This is a genomic window from Janthinobacterium tructae (assembly GCF_006517255.1).
Taxonomy (GTDB): Bacteria; Pseudomonadota; Gammaproteobacteria; order Burkholderiales; family Burkholderiaceae_D; genus Janthinobacterium; species Janthinobacterium tructae.
Window position 1 is genome coordinate 3,255,503 of the sequence record NZ_CP041185.1, and the last position, 16,660, is coordinate 3,272,162.

At 62.9% G+C, this 16,660-nt stretch carries 18 protein-coding genes; 8 read left to right on the forward strand and 10 right to left on the reverse strand.

The window, feature by feature from the left end:
- Positions 1 to 13 precede the first annotated feature (13 nt).
- The 5 genes from xerD to FJQ89_RS14220 all read right to left on the reverse strand — a co-directional run bounded on the left by xerD (position 14) and on the right by FJQ89_RS14220 (position 4,811).
- Positions 14 to 931 (reverse strand): site-specific tyrosine recombinase XerD, encoded by a 918-nt coding sequence (gene xerD / locus FJQ89_RS14200; protein ID WP_205704494.1) that lies wholly within the window; start codon positions 929 to 931, stop codon positions 14 to 16.
- Positions 928 to 1,428: a methylated-DNA--[protein]-cysteine S-methyltransferase gene (locus FJQ89_RS14205; RefSeq protein ID WP_141170651.1), complete on the reverse strand. Its 501-nt coding sequence runs from the start codon at positions 1,426 to 1,428 to the stop codon at positions 928 to 930. Before FJQ89_RS14205 ends, xerD begins: the two co-directional genes overlap by 4 nt.
- Before the next feature lie 425 nt (positions 1,429 to 1,853).
- On the reverse strand, positions 1,854 to 3,134 hold the full coding sequence (locus FJQ89_RS14210; RefSeq protein ID WP_116745490.1) for a TRAP transporter large permease: 1,281 nt from the start codon (positions 3,132 to 3,134) through the stop codon (positions 1,854 to 1,856).
- The gene (locus tag FJQ89_RS14215; RefSeq protein WP_141170652.1) at positions 3,131 to 3,703 is read right to left on the reverse strand and encodes a TRAP transporter small permease; all 573 of its coding nucleotides are present in this window, start codon (positions 3,701 to 3,703) and stop codon (positions 3,131 to 3,133) included. The genes FJQ89_RS14210 and FJQ89_RS14215 overlap by 4 nt, the downstream gene beginning before the upstream one ends.
- Before the next feature lie 115 nt (positions 3,704 to 3,818).
- Positions 3,819 to 4,811: a TRAP transporter substrate-binding protein gene (locus tag FJQ89_RS14220; protein WP_423245215.1), complete on the reverse strand. Its 993-nt coding sequence runs from the start codon at positions 4,809 to 4,811 to the stop codon at positions 3,819 to 3,821.
- Between the two features lie 136 nt (positions 4,812 to 4,947).
- Here FJQ89_RS14220 and FJQ89_RS14225 point away from each other — a divergent pair, with 136 nt between their 5' ends.
- Complete coding sequence (locus FJQ89_RS14225; protein WP_243136054.1) at positions 4,948 to 6,981, forward strand: sensor histidine kinase; 2,034 nt, start codon at positions 4,948 to 4,950, stop codon at positions 6,979 to 6,981.
- A gap of 25 nt (positions 6,982 to 7,006) precedes the next feature.
- The gene (locus tag FJQ89_RS14230) at positions 7,007 to 7,591 is read left to right on the forward strand and encodes a response regulator transcription factor (protein WP_141170654.1); all 585 of its coding nucleotides are present in this window, start codon (positions 7,007 to 7,009) and stop codon (positions 7,589 to 7,591) included.
- A gap of 96 nt (positions 7,592 to 7,687) precedes the next feature.
- Here the strand turns inward: FJQ89_RS14230 and FJQ89_RS14235 are convergent, their stop codons facing one another.
- Both FJQ89_RS14235 and FJQ89_RS14240 read right to left on the reverse strand, forming a co-directional pair.
- The gene (locus tag FJQ89_RS14235; protein WP_141170655.1) at positions 7,688 to 8,515 is read right to left on the reverse strand and encodes a siderophore-interacting protein; all 828 of its coding nucleotides are present in this window, start codon (positions 8,513 to 8,515) and stop codon (positions 7,688 to 7,690) included.
- 22 nt (positions 8,516 to 8,537) lie between these two features.
- Entirely contained in the window at positions 8,538 to 9,095 is a 558-nt protein-coding gene (locus FJQ89_RS14240) for a PadR family transcriptional regulator (protein ID WP_243136055.1), read from the reverse strand.
- 209 nt (positions 9,096 to 9,304) lie between these two features.
- On the opposite strand from FJQ89_RS14240, the gene FJQ89_RS14245 reads away from it, so the two are divergent.
- Positions 9,305 to 9,682 carry a DUF3052 family protein gene (locus FJQ89_RS14245; RefSeq protein ID WP_141170657.1) on the forward strand — a complete coding sequence of 126 codons (378 nt, stop codon included), beginning with the start codon at positions 9,305 to 9,307 and terminating at the stop codon, positions 9,680 to 9,682.
- 7 nt (positions 9,683 to 9,689) lie between these two features.
- On the opposite strand, the gene queG is transcribed toward FJQ89_RS14245, so the two are convergent.
- The gene (queG, locus tag FJQ89_RS14250; protein ID WP_141170658.1) at positions 9,690 to 10,781 is read right to left on the reverse strand and encodes a tRNA epoxyqueuosine(34) reductase QueG; all 1,092 of its coding nucleotides are present in this window, start codon (positions 10,779 to 10,781) and stop codon (positions 9,690 to 9,692) included.
- Positions 10,782 to 10,859: 78 nt separating this feature from the next.
- Here queG and tsaE point away from each other — a divergent pair, with 78 nt between their 5' ends.
- From tsaE to FJQ89_RS14265, 3 genes are read left to right on the forward strand one after another with little or no spacing between them, the layout of a single operon-like run.
- Positions 10,860 to 11,348: a tRNA (adenosine(37)-N6)-threonylcarbamoyltransferase complex ATPase subunit type 1 TsaE gene (gene tsaE / locus FJQ89_RS14255; RefSeq protein ID WP_034780043.1), complete on the forward strand. Its 489-nt coding sequence runs from the start codon at positions 10,860 to 10,862 to the stop codon at positions 11,346 to 11,348.
- On the forward strand, positions 11,312 to 12,709 hold the full coding sequence (locus FJQ89_RS14260; RefSeq protein ID WP_141170659.1) for an N-acetylmuramoyl-L-alanine amidase: 1,398 nt from the start codon (positions 11,312 to 11,314) through the stop codon (positions 12,707 to 12,709). The genes tsaE and FJQ89_RS14260 overlap by 37 nt, the downstream gene beginning before the upstream one ends.
- Before the next feature lie 13 nt (positions 12,710 to 12,722).
- The gene (locus tag FJQ89_RS14265) at positions 12,723 to 13,559 is read left to right on the forward strand and encodes a D-hexose-6-phosphate mutarotase (RefSeq protein ID WP_243136056.1); all 837 of its coding nucleotides are present in this window, start codon (positions 12,723 to 12,725) and stop codon (positions 13,557 to 13,559) included.
- Here FJQ89_RS14265 and FJQ89_RS14270 read toward each other — a convergent pair.
- The gene (locus FJQ89_RS14270; RefSeq protein WP_423245162.1) at positions 13,556 to 14,467 is read right to left on the reverse strand and encodes a carbonic anhydrase; all 912 of its coding nucleotides are present in this window, start codon (positions 14,465 to 14,467) and stop codon (positions 13,556 to 13,558) included. The two genes, FJQ89_RS14265 and FJQ89_RS14270, sit on opposite strands and share 4 nt — an antisense overlap.
- Here FJQ89_RS14270 and FJQ89_RS28455 point away from each other — a divergent pair.
- A complete protein-coding gene (locus FJQ89_RS28455) occupies positions 14,466 to 14,657 on the forward strand; it encodes a hypothetical protein (protein ID WP_243136608.1) in 192 nt (63 codons plus the stop codon). The two genes, FJQ89_RS14270 and FJQ89_RS28455, sit on opposite strands and share 2 nt — an antisense overlap.
- A 107-nt stretch (positions 14,658 to 14,764) precedes the next feature.
- Here the strand turns inward: FJQ89_RS28455 and FJQ89_RS14275 are convergent, their stop codons facing one another.
- Positions 14,765 to 15,415 (reverse strand): VTT domain-containing protein, encoded by a 651-nt coding sequence (locus FJQ89_RS14275; RefSeq protein WP_071075583.1) that lies wholly within the window; start codon positions 15,413 to 15,415, stop codon positions 14,765 to 14,767.
- A 248-nt stretch (positions 15,416 to 15,663) separates the two neighbouring features.
- Here FJQ89_RS14275 and FJQ89_RS14280 point away from each other — a divergent pair, with 248 nt between their 5' ends.
- The gene (locus FJQ89_RS14280) at positions 15,664 to 16,602 is read left to right on the forward strand and encodes a peptidylprolyl isomerase (protein WP_141170661.1); all 939 of its coding nucleotides are present in this window, start codon (positions 15,664 to 15,666) and stop codon (positions 16,600 to 16,602) included.
- Positions 16,603 to 16,660 lie beyond the last annotated feature (58 nt).

The following is a 16,660-nucleotide window of genomic DNA, read 5'->3' on the forward strand; positions in this document are numbered from 1 at the left end:
AAACACCAAATGTTTAGCCTCGCGGATGATGCTGCGCATGCAGCAGTTTCAGCCGTTCGCGGGCCACATGCGTGTAAATCTGCGTGGTGGAAATATCGGAGTGCCCCAGTAATAATTGCACAACACGCAAGTCCGCGCCGTGGTTCAGCAAATGCGTGGCGAACGCGTGGCGCAGGGTGTGCGGCGAAAGCGGCGCCGTGAGGCCGGCGTTCAGCGCATGTTTCTTGATGATGACCCAGAACATTTGCCGCGTCATGGCGCCCCCGCGCCGCGTGACGAACAGCGCATCGTCCATCTGGCCATCGAGGATGACGCCGCGCGCCTCCTTCAGGTAGCGCTCGATCCACAGCCGCGCCTGCTCACCGAAGGGCACCAGCCGCGTCTTGCTGCCCTTGCCCGTGATGCGCAGCACGCCATCGTTCAGGCTCAGTTCCACCGATTTCAAGTCCACCAGTTCCGACACGCGCAAGCCGCTCGCATACATGAGTTCCAGCATGGTGCGCTCGCGCAGGCCCAGCGGCGTGCTCACGTCGGGCGCCGCCAGCAGCGCTTCCACCTGCGCTTCGCTCAGGGTATGCACGAAGCGCGCTGGCTGCCTGGCCGAGACCATCTTCAGGCAGGGATCAGCCGCAATATGCTTGTGCCGCAAGGCCAGCTGGTAAAAGCGCTTGAGCACGGACAGGCGCCGGTTCGACGACGTCGCCTTGCTCTCGTCGTGGCGGGCGGCGAAATACGCTTCGATGTCGGCCGTGGACACCTCGTACAGGCCCTCGCGTCCGGGCCGCGCCACTTCCAGCCAGCGCGCGAACAGACGCATGTCGCGCCGGTAGGCGTCCAGCGAGTTTTTCGACAGGCCGTCTTCCAGCCACAGGCTGTCGCAGAATTCATCGATCAGGGTGGCGTTATCGGGCGCCAGCAGGCTGTTCATCATGCGTAACCTTCGACGCCTTCATGCGCCAGCAGCCAGCGCTTCACGCCCAGGTGAAAGCCGCTGGCATCGTCATGCTGGGCAAAGCCGCCCAGGCCGCCAGCGGCCGTGACGCGGTGGCAGGGTATGATCACGGGATACCAGTTGGCGCCGCAGGCCTGGCCCACGGCGCGCGGCGCCGAGCCGATGAACCGCGCCACGTCGCCATACGTGCGCACCCGGCCGCGCGGGATGCCGGCAATCGCCGCCCATACGCGTTGCTGGTAGGCGCTGCCCAGTTCGGCCAGCGGCAAGTCAAAGACATAATCTGGGTCGACGAAATAGCGCGCCAGCTGCACGCACGCGCGCTCGGAGACGGCATCCTGCGCCGCCTTTTCGGCGAAGTGCGGCGGCAGGTAGACCAGTTCACGCAACTGGCCGTCCTGCGCGCGCACGCCCATGGCGCCGAAGGGCGCAGCCACGATGGCACTGAACAGTTCACTGTCCTGTTGTTTTTTCATCTGCTGATCATTATTCAAGTGTGGCAAATATACAACTTGCAGGCACACGATGGTGCACTCTGGCGATTATGCACCGTCTTCGGACAGGTGGGCGGACGTTTCCCGCGCACGAAAAAAAAGCGCACCAGTCGGTGCGCTTCAAATATTGCTTCACGTTCCCGGTCGTTTGGGTCCGCCGGTGCCGGCTTGTGGCGGCAGACAGCGATGACTCAACAACTTCTGTGAAACGTGTGTCTCCTCAATATATCCCCGGTATCAATACCGTTTTTATAGACTACTCCCCCACCAACCTTGTTGCCAATTCTGTATTTCAGCCTTGCTACCAGGGCGTATAAGCATATACGTGTTTCCCCTTAAGGCTGCCCATCATAGCGCATTTATTCGGCCGGATCGACTTTTTTTGCACCATGACGGGGACAACTGTTTTAGTTGTAAATTAAATTTGGCAGCCACAGCGAGATTTGTGGTACGTAGGTAATCAGCATCAGGAAGGCCAGCATCGTCAGCAGCCATGGCATCACGGCCACGGTCAATTCGGAAATGCCCATCTTGGTGATGCCGGACGCCACGTACAGATTCAGGCCCACGGGCGGATGGCACATGCCCACCTCCATATTGACCACGATCAAGATGCCGAAGTGCACAGGATCGATGCCCAGCTTCATGGCGACGGGGAACAAAATCGGCGCCATGATCAGCACGATCGATGACGGCTCCATGACGTTACCCGCCAACAACAACAGCACGTTGACCACCAGCAGGAAGCTGATCACGCCCAGGCCCTTGCCCGTGATCCACTCGGCCATCGCTTGCGGGATGTTTTCGCTGGTCATCAGGAACGAGAACAGCACGGCGTTGGTGATGATGTACAACAGCATCGCCGACATGGCGGCCGAGTCGAGCAAGACCTTGCCCACTTGCTTGATCTTCAGGTCCTTGTAGACGAAGACGGCGATGATGAAGGCGTACACGGCAGCCATGGCGGCCGCTTCCGTGGGCGTAAACGCGCCCGAATAGATGCCGCCCATGACGATGACGATCAGCAGCAGGCCCCAGGCGCTTTTCTTGAAGGTGACGAAGCGTTCGCCCCAGCTGGCCTTCTTCATGCGCGGATAGTTGTGCTTGCGCGCCAAAAACCACGTGGTCAGGCCCAGCAGCATGGCCAGCATCATGCCGGGAATCACACCCGCCATGAACAGCTTGCCCACCGAGGTGTTGGTGCTGACCGAATACATCACCATCACGATCGACGGCGGTATCAAAATGCCCAGCGCGCCCGAGGTGGTGATGACGCCGGCGCCGAAGCCGCGTGGATAGCCCTGCTTGACCATGGCCGGCAGGATGATGGAGCCGATCGCCACCACGGTGGCGGGGCTGGAGCCGGAAACGGCGGCAAACAGCGCGCACGCCATCACGCCGGCCAGCGCCAGGCCGCCATGCCAGTGGCCCACCATGGAGCTGGCGAAGTTGATCATGCGCCGCGCCACCCCGCCATGCGTGAGGAAGTTACCCGCCAAAATGAAGAACGGAATGGCCATGATCTCGAACTTCTCGATGCCCGTAAAAATCTTCAGGGCTACCGATTCGATAGGTACGCTGGTCATGGTAAACAGGAACGTGAGCACCGTCAGGCCCAGCGAAATGGAAATCGGCATGCCGGTCAGCATCAGCGCCAGCAGCAACACAAAAATAATCAGCGCGTTCATGCCTTGGCTCCTTTTTCTTCCGCCGTCAATTCATCTTCCAGCCCCTCGACATGCGAGTGGTCGTGTTTGGGCAAGGCGCCCGTCTTGATGAAATGCACCATCACCTGCAGGAAGCGGAAGCACATCAGGTAAGAACCAAGCGGCACGGCCAGGTAGACCAGCCACATCGGCACTTCCATGTCGGCCGAAGTCTGGTCCGTGTGGCCGATCGACCACACGAAGCTGGCGCCCAGGGTACCGACGATGCCCGTAAACAGAGCGCCGGCACCGAGGCCGAAGACGACGAAACGGTCGCGCCAGCGCGGGTTCATGCGGTTGATCAAGACGTCGACGCCCACGTGGATGCCCGTGCGCACGCCATACGCGGCGCCGAACTTGGCCATCCAGACGAACATGTAGATGCACAGTTCCTGGGCCCAGCTGGTATTGATTTGAATCAGGAAGTCCTGCACGACCGGTATCGGCAAGCCTGCCAGGTAGCGGTGCACGACCGCGACGAAGATGATGAAGGTGGCTGCGCCCATCAGGGACGCGATCAGCCACTCTTCCAGGTGATCCAGAAATTTCATGGTGGACTTTCAAAGAATGCGGGTACGCTGGCACCCGCGCAGGACGCGCAGGTGCCGTTGCTACAGAAAGACAGGATGTCCCTGACAGCCGCGCCGGGTGGCGTGGCCAGCGCGATTACTTCGCGCTTTCCTTGTTGATGGCCGAGATCAGATCCTTGCCGATGCGCCCTTCCATGGCCTTTTGCACGGGCGCCAGCGCACGGCGCCACTCGGCTTGTTCCTGCACCGTCAAGGTATAGATCTGCGTCTTGCCCGCTTTCTTGATGGCCTCGAGGGCCTGGTCGTTGTCACGCTGGGCGATGGCTTTTTCAAACGTGGTCGCTTCGCGCATGGCTTTTTCCAGCTGGCCGCGGATATCGGGCGGCAAGCCATCCCAGAATTTCTTGTTGACGATGACGGCATAGCCCAGGTAACCGTGGTTCGACACGGTCACGTGCTTTTGCACTTCATGCATCTTTTGCGTGTACATATTCGATGGCGGATTTTCGGTGCCGTCGACCACGCCCGTCTGCAGCGCCTGATACACTTCCGAGAAGGCCAGCACCTGCGGATTGGCGCCCAGCGCGCGCATTTGCGCGTCGAGCACCTTGGACGACTGGATGCGCATCTTCAAGCCCTTGAAGTCGGCCGGGTTGTGCAGCGGCTTGTTGGCCGACATCACCTTGAAGCCATTGTCCCAGTAGGCCAGACCCGTGATACCCTTGGGTTCCAGTTTCTTCAGCAGGCTCTTGCCGATTTCGCCTTCGGTGACGTTGTACAGCGCCGTCTTGGTGGGGAAGATGTAGGGCAAGTCGAAGGCTTCGAATTCTTTCACGCCCAGCGGGCCGAACTTGGCCAGCGACGGCGCCAGCATCTGGACGGCGCCCAGCTGCAGCGCTTCGAGTTCTTCCTTGTCCTTGTATAGCTGGCTGTTCGGGTACAGTTCGACCTTGACCTTGCCATTCGTGGCTTTTTCAGCCAGCTGCTTGAAGCGCTCGGCGGCCTGGCCTTTCGGCGTGTCGGTCGCCACGACGTGGCTGAACTTGATGACGATGGGGGCTTGCGCGTAAGCGTGGGCGCCGGCGGTGGCGCCGATGGCCGCGCACAGCGCGACGAACATGGTTTTCATCTGCATTCTTGTCTCCTGGATGGTTTTTGAAAAAACTTTATTATTTGTCTACTTCAATATTGTGCCAAAGAAACTGCCCCGGCTATTGTGGTTAACCACAATAGCCAGCTCCCGATAAGCCGCTACCCTGCCAGCCATGCCGACTCCCCCCACCCTTGCACGCCGCTTCAAGCTATCGAGCCCAATGCGCTGGCTGCTGCCCGTCATCCTGCTGCTGCTGTTCCTGTCCATCCTGTTCTGGCTGCCCTGGCAGGCGCGCCAGATGGAAAGCAACGAACGCCAGGAGCAGCTGATCGCCGACACCCTGTGGGTAGAGCAAACCATCCGCTTCCAGCTGGCGCGCAACGAGGAAAGCCTGTTCAACCTGGGCGTGGACATCGCCAACGCCTCGCTGGGCGCGGAAAAAGTGCACGAACGGCTGCAGCAGATGTTGCGCAATGGCCGCGAACTGCAGCGCGTGCTGTGGCTCGACACCAGCGGCAAGGTGCTGGCCAGCAGCGACAACAGCCTGCCGCATGCGCTGTCGTTTTCACCGGCCTCGCTGACGGCGGCCGACAATGCGCGCCGTCTGCACCGGGGCCAATACGCCCAGCCTTCGCAGCAAAGCGGTTTTCCCGACGCGCCGCCGGGCGCCATGCTGATGGATTACCACCAGCCCCTGTTCGACGGCCAGCGCTACGTGGGCAGCCTGGTGGCCACTTACCAGATCAGCAGCCTGCTCGATGAAATGGTACCGTGGTGGTTCGCCCAGGATAACCAGATTTCGCTGATCGACCGCGACGACAAGGTGCTGGCGCGGCGCGCCGCCGCCGGTCCCGGCCACGGCGTGTACACGCACAAGCGCGCGCTCGACGTGCCCGGCGCCACCATCATCCTGTTTACCGACAGCGTGAAAAGCCAGCCCAAGCTGCTGCCCAATTTGCTGGTCGGCTCCGTCATCGCCCTGTCGCTGGGTTTGCTGTGGAGCTTGCTGGCCCTGTGGCGGCATATTTCGCGCCGCCTGGTGGCCGAAGGGGCGTTGCGCCAGCAGATGCTGTTTCGCACGGCGATGGAAAACTCGCTGGTGACGGGCATGCGCGCGCGCGACCTGGAAGGCCGCGTCACGTATGTGAATCCAGCCTTCTGCCAGATCGTCGGCTATCCGGCCGAGGAAATCCTGGGCCGTTTGCCACCCATGCCCTACTGGGTGCCGGAAGCACTGGAGGAGTACCAGCAGCGCTTCGTCAAGGCGCTGGCCGGCAATCCCACGCCGCAGTTCGAAACCTATTTCCAACGCCCCGACGGCACGCGCGTGGCCGTGCTGATCTTCGAAGCGCCGCTGGTGGACAAGAACGGCAAGCAGACAGGCTGGATGGGCTCCGTGCTCGACATCTCGGACCGCAAACGGGTCGAGGAACTGAATCGCCAGCAGCAGGAAAAACTGCAAACCAGTTCGCGCCTGGCCACCATGGGCGAGCTGGCCTCGATGCTGGCGCATGAACTGAACCAGCCGCTGGCGGCCATCTCCAGCTACACGACAGGGGCCTTGAATTTGATCCGCCGCGCCATCGAGCATGGCGCGCCCGTCGATCCGAACACCCTGAGGCCGGCGCTGGAGCAGGCCGGTGCACAAGCGCAGCGGGCCGGCCAGATCATCCGCAGCGTGCATGATTTCGTGCGCAAGAGCGAACCGCAGCGCCAGGATATCGCCATCCGCACCGTGATCGACGGCATCCGCGCGCTGATCGACCTGCAGGCACGCAAATACTATGTCACCATCCAGGAAGAGCTGCCGCCGGACCTGCCGCTGCTGCGCGCCGACCCCGTGATGATCGAACAAGTCCTGCTGAACCTGACTCGCAACGCCATCGAGGCGATGCAGGACGCGGCGCCCGGACGGCGTATCATGCGCCTGCGGGCCAGCCACGACGCGCAGCAGGGCATGGTGACGGTGGACGTGATCGACCATGGCCACGGCATTGCGCAAGACGTGGCCGAGCGGCTGTTTTCGCCGTTTTTCTCGACCAAGTCCGAAGGCATGGGCATGGGCCTGAACATCTGCCGCACCGCGATTGAATTTCACGGCGGCGCGCTGACCTTCGGCGCCAACCCCGCTGGCGGTACGATCTTTACATTCAGCGTGCCGGCCGCGCCGCGCACTAAGCACCAAGCACCAAGCACTAACCAATAACCAATAACGACGAGCCGGAGACACCATGCTACATATCATCGACGACGAAGAGGTCGTACGCGACTCGCTGTCCTGGCTGGCCGCCTCGCGCAGCATCGACGCGCGCATCTACGCCAGCGCGCAGCAATTCCTCGATAGCCTCGACGGCAACTTCGACGCCGCCGGCGACTGCGTGCTGCTCGACGTGCGCATGCCCGACATGAACGGCATCGCCCTGTTCGACCAGCTGGTCAAGCGCGACCTGACGGCGCGCCTGCCGGTGATTTTCCTCACCGGCCACGGCGACGTGCCGATGGCCGTCGACAGCCTGAAACGGGGCGCCTTCGATTTCTTTGAAAAGCCGTTCAACGACAACGACCTGATGGACCGCGTGCAACAGGGCCTGGCCAATTCGCGCCAGGCGGGCGAACTGGCTGCCGTGCACGCGCGCCTGGCGACCCTGTCGACGCGCGAACGCGAAGTGCTGGACCTGATTTTGGCGGGCAAGATGAACAAGGTGGTGGCCGACAAGCTGGGCATCAGCATGCGCACCGTGGAAGTCCACCGCGCGCATATCTTCGACAAAATGCAGGTCAAGACGGCGGTGGAGCTGGCGGGGTTGTTGAAGTGATGCTGCGGGTGATGTCGGATTACGCTGCGCTAATCCGACCTACGATCTCATTCGCAGCGTAGGTCGGGTTAGCGCGCAGCGCGTAACCCGACACCATCACTCATCATGATGCTCGTGATGCTCCGCCGCCCCATGCTTCCAGTAACTGGCCACATGCAGGTGCTGCTTCGGCACACCGGCGTCAATAAAGTGCCCGCGCAAGCCCTGCACCTGCGCATGCTCGCACGCCACCCACACGTAACCGTCGCCATCCTGCGGCAAGGCGACCTGCGCCAACGCTTCCAATAGCAGCGGCCCCTTGCGGCCATTGCGCGCCACCCAGCGCACGTCCAGCTGCGCCGCGCACTCGAGCGCGATCTGTTCGCCGTCTTCGACGATTTCGATCACGGCCATCGCCCGCGCCGTGGCCGGCAGCTGCTCCAGGCGGCGGGCAATCGCCGGCAAGGCCGTCTGGTCACCCACCAGCACATACCAGTCGAAATCAAGCGGCACCAGCATCGAGCCGCGCGGTCCGCCCACGCCCAGGGTCTGGCCAGGCGCGGCTTGCGCCGCCCACAGCGATGCGGGGCCATCACCATGCAGTACAAAGTCGATTTCCAGCTCGCGCCGTTCGGCGTCATAACGGCGCGGCGTGTAGTTGCGGGCGATGGGGCGCGCGCCTGGCGCGTACTGGATCGGGTTGGCGCCATTGCCCAGCACGGGAAACACGGGGCTAGCCTGCCCCGGGGCGGGGAAGAACAGTTTCACGTGATCGTCGTGCGCCGGCGAGACAAAGCCGTCCAGGTCGTCGCCGGCCAGGGTGATGCGGCGCATGTGCGGCGTCAGTTGCTCGGTGCGCACGACGGTGAGCACGCGCAGTTTCAAGTCATGCCGCACGCGCTCGATAGCGTGCGGACGTGGTGCGGCAGGTGAGGCAGTAGTCATTGCTTGTCCTTGTAAAGTGGGCTCAGTGGCCATCGACGATGGCGTTCGCCGCCTGTTCCAGCACGGCGGAGACGCGCTCGGCTTCGGCCTCGCTCCAGCTGCTCTTGTTCAGCAACAGCGCATGCTTGAGCGTGTGCATGGCCTGGTGCACGCGCTCGGGCAAGGCCTTGCGCGCCTGGACGCGGGCGAACATGTCGAGGCGGGCCAGGATGCCGTCCACCTGGGCGCGGTTCTCGTCGAGATAGGCGCGCCCCAGCTCCGTGATCGTATAGAGCTTCTTGCCGCTGGCGCTTTCGGAGGACGTCACATGGTCCTGCTCTTCCAGCAGGGTCAGGGTCGGATACACGGCGCCCGGGCTGGGGGCGTAGGCGCCGCCGCAACGCTCTTCGATGGCCTTGATGATTTCATAGCCGTGGCGGGGGCTGATTTCGATCAGCGCCAGCACGATCAACGGCAGGTCGCCGCGGCCGAAGACGCGCTCGGCCCGCTCACCGCGCCCTCGTCCACCTGGGCCACCGGGGCCGCCATGGCCCATGCCGTCGCCGCGCTCGTCGAAGCCGCGCGGACCACGGCCATGCATGAAGTATTCGTGGCGATGTTCGTCGCGATGCTCGCCATGATGGTGGTGGTGATGTTGGCCGCAATGGCCGTGTTCTGCGTGATGTGAGTTTCTCATGTTTTCTCTTTAAAGATATATCGTTAGTAGGTATCGCCATTTTATAACGATATATCGATAAGTCAAGGAGAAATTTGTTATGCTCTTCTTTTCCCACTCCATACGCCCATGCCATGCCTGACAAAACCGCCTTTGAGAAGATGTATGTAAAAAATGCCAAGGCCCTGGCCGTACTCAATGACGGCAGCGAGCATGGGCAATTGCTGGCGCAGTTGCCTGCGGAGCGGCTGGTACGGGACGGTGAAAATGCCGACTGGCTATTGCTGTTCGCGCGCAGCCGCGCGGAACTGGAGCAGTATCTGCCGCTGGCGCAGGCGCGCCTGGCGCCCGGCGGCGCGGTCTGGGTGGCGTACCGCAAGGGTGGCGCGAAGGCGGGCAGCGACATCCACCGCGACGATATCCGCGGTTTTGCGCAAACAATAGGGCTCGACAGCGTGGCGATGGTCGCCATCGACGCCGACTGGTCGGCGCTGCGCCTGAAACAAGGCTAAACGAAGGTCAGGCGACGCCGTGCAGCGCCAGCGCCCATTCGACGTGCTCACGCACGATGGCAGACGGGTGCTCGCGGCGCGACAGCAGGGCCGCGACGATGTCGGCCTGACCCTTGGCCTTGGCGGCCGCGTTGCCCATGCCGACGGCCAGGTTGCGCAGCCAGCGTTCGTGGCCGATGCGGCGGATCGCGCTGCCTTCCATGCGGCGGTTGAATTCCTCTTCCGTCCAGGCGAACAGCTGCACCATGCCGGCGCTGCCCAGGCTGTGGCGCTCGTCGAAGTCGGGTACCACGGCGCGCTGGGCGAACTTGTTCCACGGGCAGACGGTCTGGCAATCGTCGCAGCCGTACACCTTGTTGCCGATCAAGGGGCGCATCTCGACGGGAATGGAACCCTTCAATTCGATGGTCAGGTAGGAAATGCAGCGGCGCGCGTCGAGCTGGTACGGCCCCAGGATGGCTTGCGTCGGGCACACCGTGATGCACGCCGAGCACTGGCCGCAGCGCGGAGTCTCCGGCGGATCGACGGGCAGCGGCACGTCGATGAGGATCTCGCCGAGAAAAAAGAAGGAGCCGCCCTGGCGGTTGATCAGCAAGGTGTGCTTGCCGCGCCAGCCCAGCCCTCCCTTTTGCGCCAGCTCGACTTCCATCACGGGCGCCGAATCGCTGAAGACGCGGTAGCCGAAGTCGCCGATCTCGCCGCGGATAAGTTCGGCCAGCTGCTGCAGGCGCGAACGCATGACCTTGTGGTAGTCGCGGCCCCGCGCATACACGGAGATCACGGCCGCCGACGGATCGGCGTCGCGCGCCGCCTCGTGCGTGCGCCAGTCTGGACCCAGCGCCGGCGGCAGATAATTCATGCGCGCGCTGATGGCGCGCACCGTGCCCGGCACCAGTTCGGCCGGGCGCGCGCGCTTCATGCCGTGGCTGGCCATGTAATCCATTTCGCCGTGATACCCTGCATCGAGCCAGGCTTGCAAGGGCGCTTCCATGTGCGACAAGTCCACGTCGGCGATGCGCACCTCGGCAAAACCGAGCTCGCGCCCCCATTCTTTAATGGTGCGTGCCAGGACGGCGAGATCGGTGACGGTGGCGGACATAGGGGACTTTACGGAAAACGGCAGGCGCGCGGGCGGTTACAATGACAGCAGCCTCCATTTTATGCGATACCGAAGATCATGACCGAACACTTCAAAGCCCACCTCCACGATGAAGCCGGCACCGCCGCGCTGGGCGCCGCGCTGGCGCGCGCGCTGGCGCCCGGCCTGGCGATCTACCTGCACGGCGACCTGGGTGCCGGCAAGACGGCCCTCACGCGCGCCCTGCTGCACGCGGCCGGCCATGCGGGCCACGTGAAAAGCCCCACTTACACCTTGTCCGAACCGTACACGGTGCAGCTCGATGGCCAGAGCGTCAACGTCATCCACTTCGACCTGTACCGCATGGGCAGTGCCGAGGAATTTCTCGATGCCGGTTTTCGCGAAGACTTCGACGGCCGCAATATCTGCATCGTCGAATGGCCCGAGAAAGCCGAACCGGTGCTGCCACCGGCCGACCTGAATATTTATTTGAACGTTGCGGGTACAGGACGTGATGTAGAATTGCAAGCGTCTTCTGAATTGGGTCTGTCATGCCTTCACCGTCTCAAATTCGCCCCGAACCTTTGATCTCCTCGCCCATCACCCGGCGCACGGTACTCAAGGCCGGCGGCACCCTGCTGTTGTCCGTGTTCGCGCCCATGTCGGCGATGGCAGCGCAAATTCTCGCCGTGCGCGTCTGGCCGGCCGAGGACTACACGCGCGTCACCCTGGAAAACGACAGCATCCTGAAGGCGACCCACTTCATCGTCAAGGACCCGGAACGGCTGGTGGTCGACATCGAAGGACTGGAGCTCAATCCCACCTTGAAAGGCCTGGTGGCGAAGATCCAGTCGAACGACCCGTACATCAAGCAGGTGCGCGTGGGCCAGAACCGGCCCAACGTGGTGCGCCTGGTCTTCGACCTGAAGGAAGAAGTCACGCCGCAGCTGTTTACCCTGCCGCCGGCCGGCTCCTACAACCACCGTTTGATCTTCGATCTGTATCCCGTGCACGAGCCGGACCTGATCGCGCAGATGATCGAAAAGGGCGACTGGTCGAGCGACCCGGCCAAGCCCTTGATGTCCGACACGCATACGCCGCCACCCGCGCTGCCCCTGCCCGACAGCGGCAAGCCGCCCGTGGCCGTCGCGCCGCCGGTGGCGTCCATCGTGCCGCCCGTGCCCGATATCCGCCCGGAACAGCGCCCCGAAGCGCGCCCGCTGCCGGGCCAGAAAGTGGTGCGCATGATTACCATCGCGCTCGACCCCGGCCACGGCGGCGAAGACCCGGGCGCCATGGGCAGCCGCGGCAGCCGCGAAAAAGACGTGGTGCTGGCCATCGCCAAGCGCCTGAAAACCAAGCTGGAACTGCAACCGAACATGCGCGTCATGCTCACGCGCGACGCCGATTTCTTCGTCCCGCTGGGCATGCGCGTGGAAAAGGCGCGCAAGGTGCAGGCCGACCTGTTCGTCTCGATCCATGCCGATGCATTCATCCAGCCGACGGCGCGCGGCTCGTCCGTCTTCGTGCTGTCCGAAAAGGGTGCCACCTCGACGGCTGCGCGCTGGCTGGCCAACAAGGAAAACCAGGCCGACCTGATCGGCGGCGTGAACGTAAAGAACCACGACAAGCAGCTGGCCAGCGTGCTGCTCGACCTGTCGACGACGGCGCAGATCAATGACAGCATGAAGCTGGGCAAGGCCGTGCTGCGCGAAATCGGCGGCATCAACCGCCTGCACAAGGGCTCCGTCGAGCAGGCCGGCTTCGCCGTGCTGAAAGCGCCGGATATCCCCTCCATCCTGATCGAGACGGCCTTCATTTCGAATCCGGAAGAAGAAGCCAAGCTGACCGACAACGGCTACCAGGACCAGATGGCCGACGCCATCGTCACGGGCATCAAGAATTACTTTGCCAAGAATCCGCCGCTGGCGAAAAGCCGATTGACCTGACATGGACACCCGCATGAACAAGAGTACTTTCGGCGAGTTGCCTGCCGTGACCATCCGCGCCGCCGATGGCGCGCAGGCTACCGTCACCCTGTATGGCGGCCACCTGGTCGCGTGGCAGACCAGCGATGGCCAGGAGCGCCTGTTCTGCAGCCGCGATTCCGCCCTCGACGGCAGCCGCGCCATCCGTGGCGGCGTACCCGTGATCTTCCCCCAATTCGGCGCGCGCGGCACGGGCATGCGCCACGGCTTTGCGCGCGTGGCGACCTGGCAGCTGGAATCGACCGGCGACGCCGATGGCGCCGCATGGGCGCAATTCATCCTGCAGCACACGGACCTGCCGGATGCAATCGCCACCACCTGGCCCTGGGCCTTCACCCTGCGCCTGCGCGTGGCGGTGCAAGGCCTATCGCTGGAACTGCAGCTGTCCGTGCACAACACGGGCGAGCAGGCATTTCCGTTCTCGGCCGCCCTGCACAGCTATTTTGCGATCGATCAATTGGGCGAGGCGCGCATAGGCGGCCTGCAGCGCGTGCGCTATTCGGACGAGACGCCGCAGGATGCCTTGCAGGCGGAAGAGCTGTTGCAATTCGCGGACAAGCTCGATCGCATCTACTACCAGCTGCCGGGCGCCTTGACCCTGCAGTCTGGCAGCCACACCCTGCGCCTGGAGCAGCAGGGCTTTACGGATGCCGTCGTATGGAACCCGGGCGCGCAAGACGCGGCCGCCCTGCCCGACCTGGCCGACGACGAATACCAGCGCTTCATCTGCATCGAGCCGGCCCTGATCCAGCCCGATACGCTCGCGGCTGGGGCGCAATGGACCGGCCGCCAGCACCTCGAATTTATTTAATTCGACTCTTTGATGATGCGTCCGTTGGCTGGTTGAATCGGCCGCGCATTCAAGGGATACAAGCGGCTGAACAGCGCCATCTGCGCTGGCGACGCCTGCACCGGCTGCTTCATCACCAGCCACAGTACGCCCTCGCTGCACGGCGGCGAAGTCATCGATCCCATGTAGGTGTAGTAATCGCGCCGCGCCGGCAGCATCTCGGCCGGATCGAGCAGGATGGTCGGCTGCATGGTCTCGAATTTTTCCAGCGGCAGGTTATTCCACACCGTCTGGATGGTCGCTTGCGGCGCACCGCGTTCCAGCAGCAGGGCCAGCACGGCCAGCCGGCCTTCCGCATCGCGGTGTACCAGGTGCACCACCATTTCAAACGCCTTGCCATTGATGCGCTCTTCGGACGGGCGGTGGAAATGGAATTGCTGCAGCTCGAACATGCGGTTCTGCACCGTGATGTAATTGCCGCCACTCACGCCCACCTGTACCGTGTGGCCATTGTCGACCACATTGAACGATGACGGGTGGTAGTCAAAGCTGATCTGCTCGAGTTCCACTTTCATGCCATCACGGATATCGATCGGCGACTGGCGGCTGCCATTGCCGCACTTGGCCCAGTCGACATTAATCTTGCTCCAGCTGGCCGGGCCGCTGTCGCCCTCGTACGACCAGTGCGTGCCGCGCGCCACGGGAGGTGGCGGCGGTGGCGCCGCTTTCACCACTGCGGCGCGCTTGGCGCGGGCGGCGGCGCGGGCCGCCTGGGTGGCGCGCATTTCCGCCAGGCGCGCCGCGATACGTTCGGACAGGTCGACTTCAGCCGCTTCTTCCTTCTCGCGCGCCGTGGGCGCGACGACGACAGGCGCCTTGACCTCCTTCTTGCCCTCCTTGCCCTTCACCGATTCGGTCAGGGTTTTCATGGCGGCCGCGCGCGCCGACGCCGACATGGGCGCGGATGTGCTGGCGCTCGCCGCAGCGGGGGCATCTTTGGCGCTTGCCATGACCGCCATCGCGGCAAGGCTGCAAGCTAACAGGGCGCTCAAATGTCGCATGGAAATCCAGAAAGTGAGAACACCCTCTGGTTTACGGCTGGAAAGCAACAAAACTTGAATCAGCGGGGGAGTAAAACAGAAATGCGCAGAAATGCGGAGAAGAAAGCTAATCCAAGGCCAGCTGCGGACGGCGCCGCAGCGTGCTTGCCCTGGATCAACGCAGCATCAAGCCGACTTGCCGACCATGCGCTTGTAGAGTTTCCACATGCCGCCCAGTACCACCGGCACCACGGCGGCGCCGACACCGATCAGCACGATCAAGGTCAGGTGGTCGCGGATCCACGGGATATTGCCGAAGAAATAGCCTGCCGTCACCAGACCGACCACCCACAACAGGGCACCCGTCACGTTGTACATCTGGAAGCGCGCATGCGTCATGTCGGAAATGCCGGCCACGAACGGCGCGAAGGTGCGCACCACCGGCACGAAACGGGCCAGGATGATGGTCTTGCCACCGTGCTTTTCAAAGAATTCATGCGTGCGGCGCATGGCATCCTTGTTAATCCAGCGGTAATCGTGGGTGAACACCCTTTGCCCGATGGCCTCGCCTATCCAGTAATTGAGCGTGTTGCCCGTGACCGCAGCCGTCACCAGCAAGGCAATCAGCAAGCCCAGGTGCATCTGTCCCGTCGCGCAAAACGCGCCGGCGATAAAGAGTAAAGTATCCCCAGGGAAGAAGAACAGCACCACGAGGCCTGTCTCGCAAAAAATAATGGCAAACAGCACTGCATACACGAGGGTACCGTACTGCTCGATCAAGAGACCCAGCGTCTTGTCGACATGCACGATCATGTCGAGGAATTGCACAAAATCCATATATTTTTCCCTAAAGGTAGCGGCGGAATCATACACCACCCGGCCAGCGCAACGGCAGTCCCCTGCCCGATATTTGAGGATTAATTATGTGCAGCCCTTGCGCGCGAGGCATTTTAAGTAAAGGTTAAGGAAACGCCGCCTCGGCAGGCCACTATCAGTATTGCTATCTGCAATGTTTTTCCAACGAAATATTGCCATTCCGGTATACACTTTCTGACCGGCGCAATCCGCGCCGACCAGGAGAGAATATGTATCTGCATTCACTGAGCGGCCTGAGCATGGCCACCGTGCTGGGCCTTGCCCAGTTGTCCGCCCACGCGGCGCCGGTCCAGATCAAGGCGCCCGCCGAACTGCCCGCCAAGGCGACCTTGGCCGACGTGATCAAGGCCTCGCAGCCGTCCGACTGGCGTGTGCTGGACCCGGACAACACGCTGTACATGGACATTCCCGCCGGCCGCGTGGTGATCGAACTGGCGCCCGACTTCGCGCCCAAGCACGTGGCCAATATCAAGGCCCTGGTCGCCGAACAGTATTACGACGGCCTGGCCATCACGCGCGCGCAGGACAACTGGGTGGCGCAGTGGGGCGATCCGAACGAGAAAAATCCCAAGCCGATCCAGCATGCCCGGCGCACCCTGCCCGGCGAATTCACGGTCCCTTTGACAAACATCAAGAGCTTCACGCGCCTGCCGGACCTTGACGGCTATGCGCCGCAAGTGGGCCATTCGAACGGATTCCCGTCCGCACGCGATCCGAAAAGCGGCACGGCCTGGCTCACGCATTGCTATGCCACCGTGGGCGTGGGCCGCGACACTGCCAGCGACAGCGGCGGCGGCACCGAGCTGTACGCCGTCATCGGCCAGTCGCCGCGCCACCTGGACCGCGACATCACCGTCGTCGGCAGGGTCGTCGCCGGCATGCCATTGCTGTCGACCCTGCCGCGCGGCACGGCGCCCATGGGCTTTTATGACAGCCCCGAGAAAAACGTGCCGATCAAGGCCATCCGCCTGGCCGCCAGCGTGCCTTTGGCACAGCGCGCGCACCTGGAAGTGATGCGCACCGACAGCGCCGCCTACCAGGCCGTACTGGAAGCCCAGCGCCACCGCGGCGGCCCGTGGAGCAAGGTCACGGCCGGCCACGTTGACCTGTGCAATGCACCGATACCGGTGCGGGAGGTGGGGAAGTAGGCCAACTTTTAGCCCAAGAACAAGGGCTGGGGTCAGACCCGACGGGTCTGACCCCGGT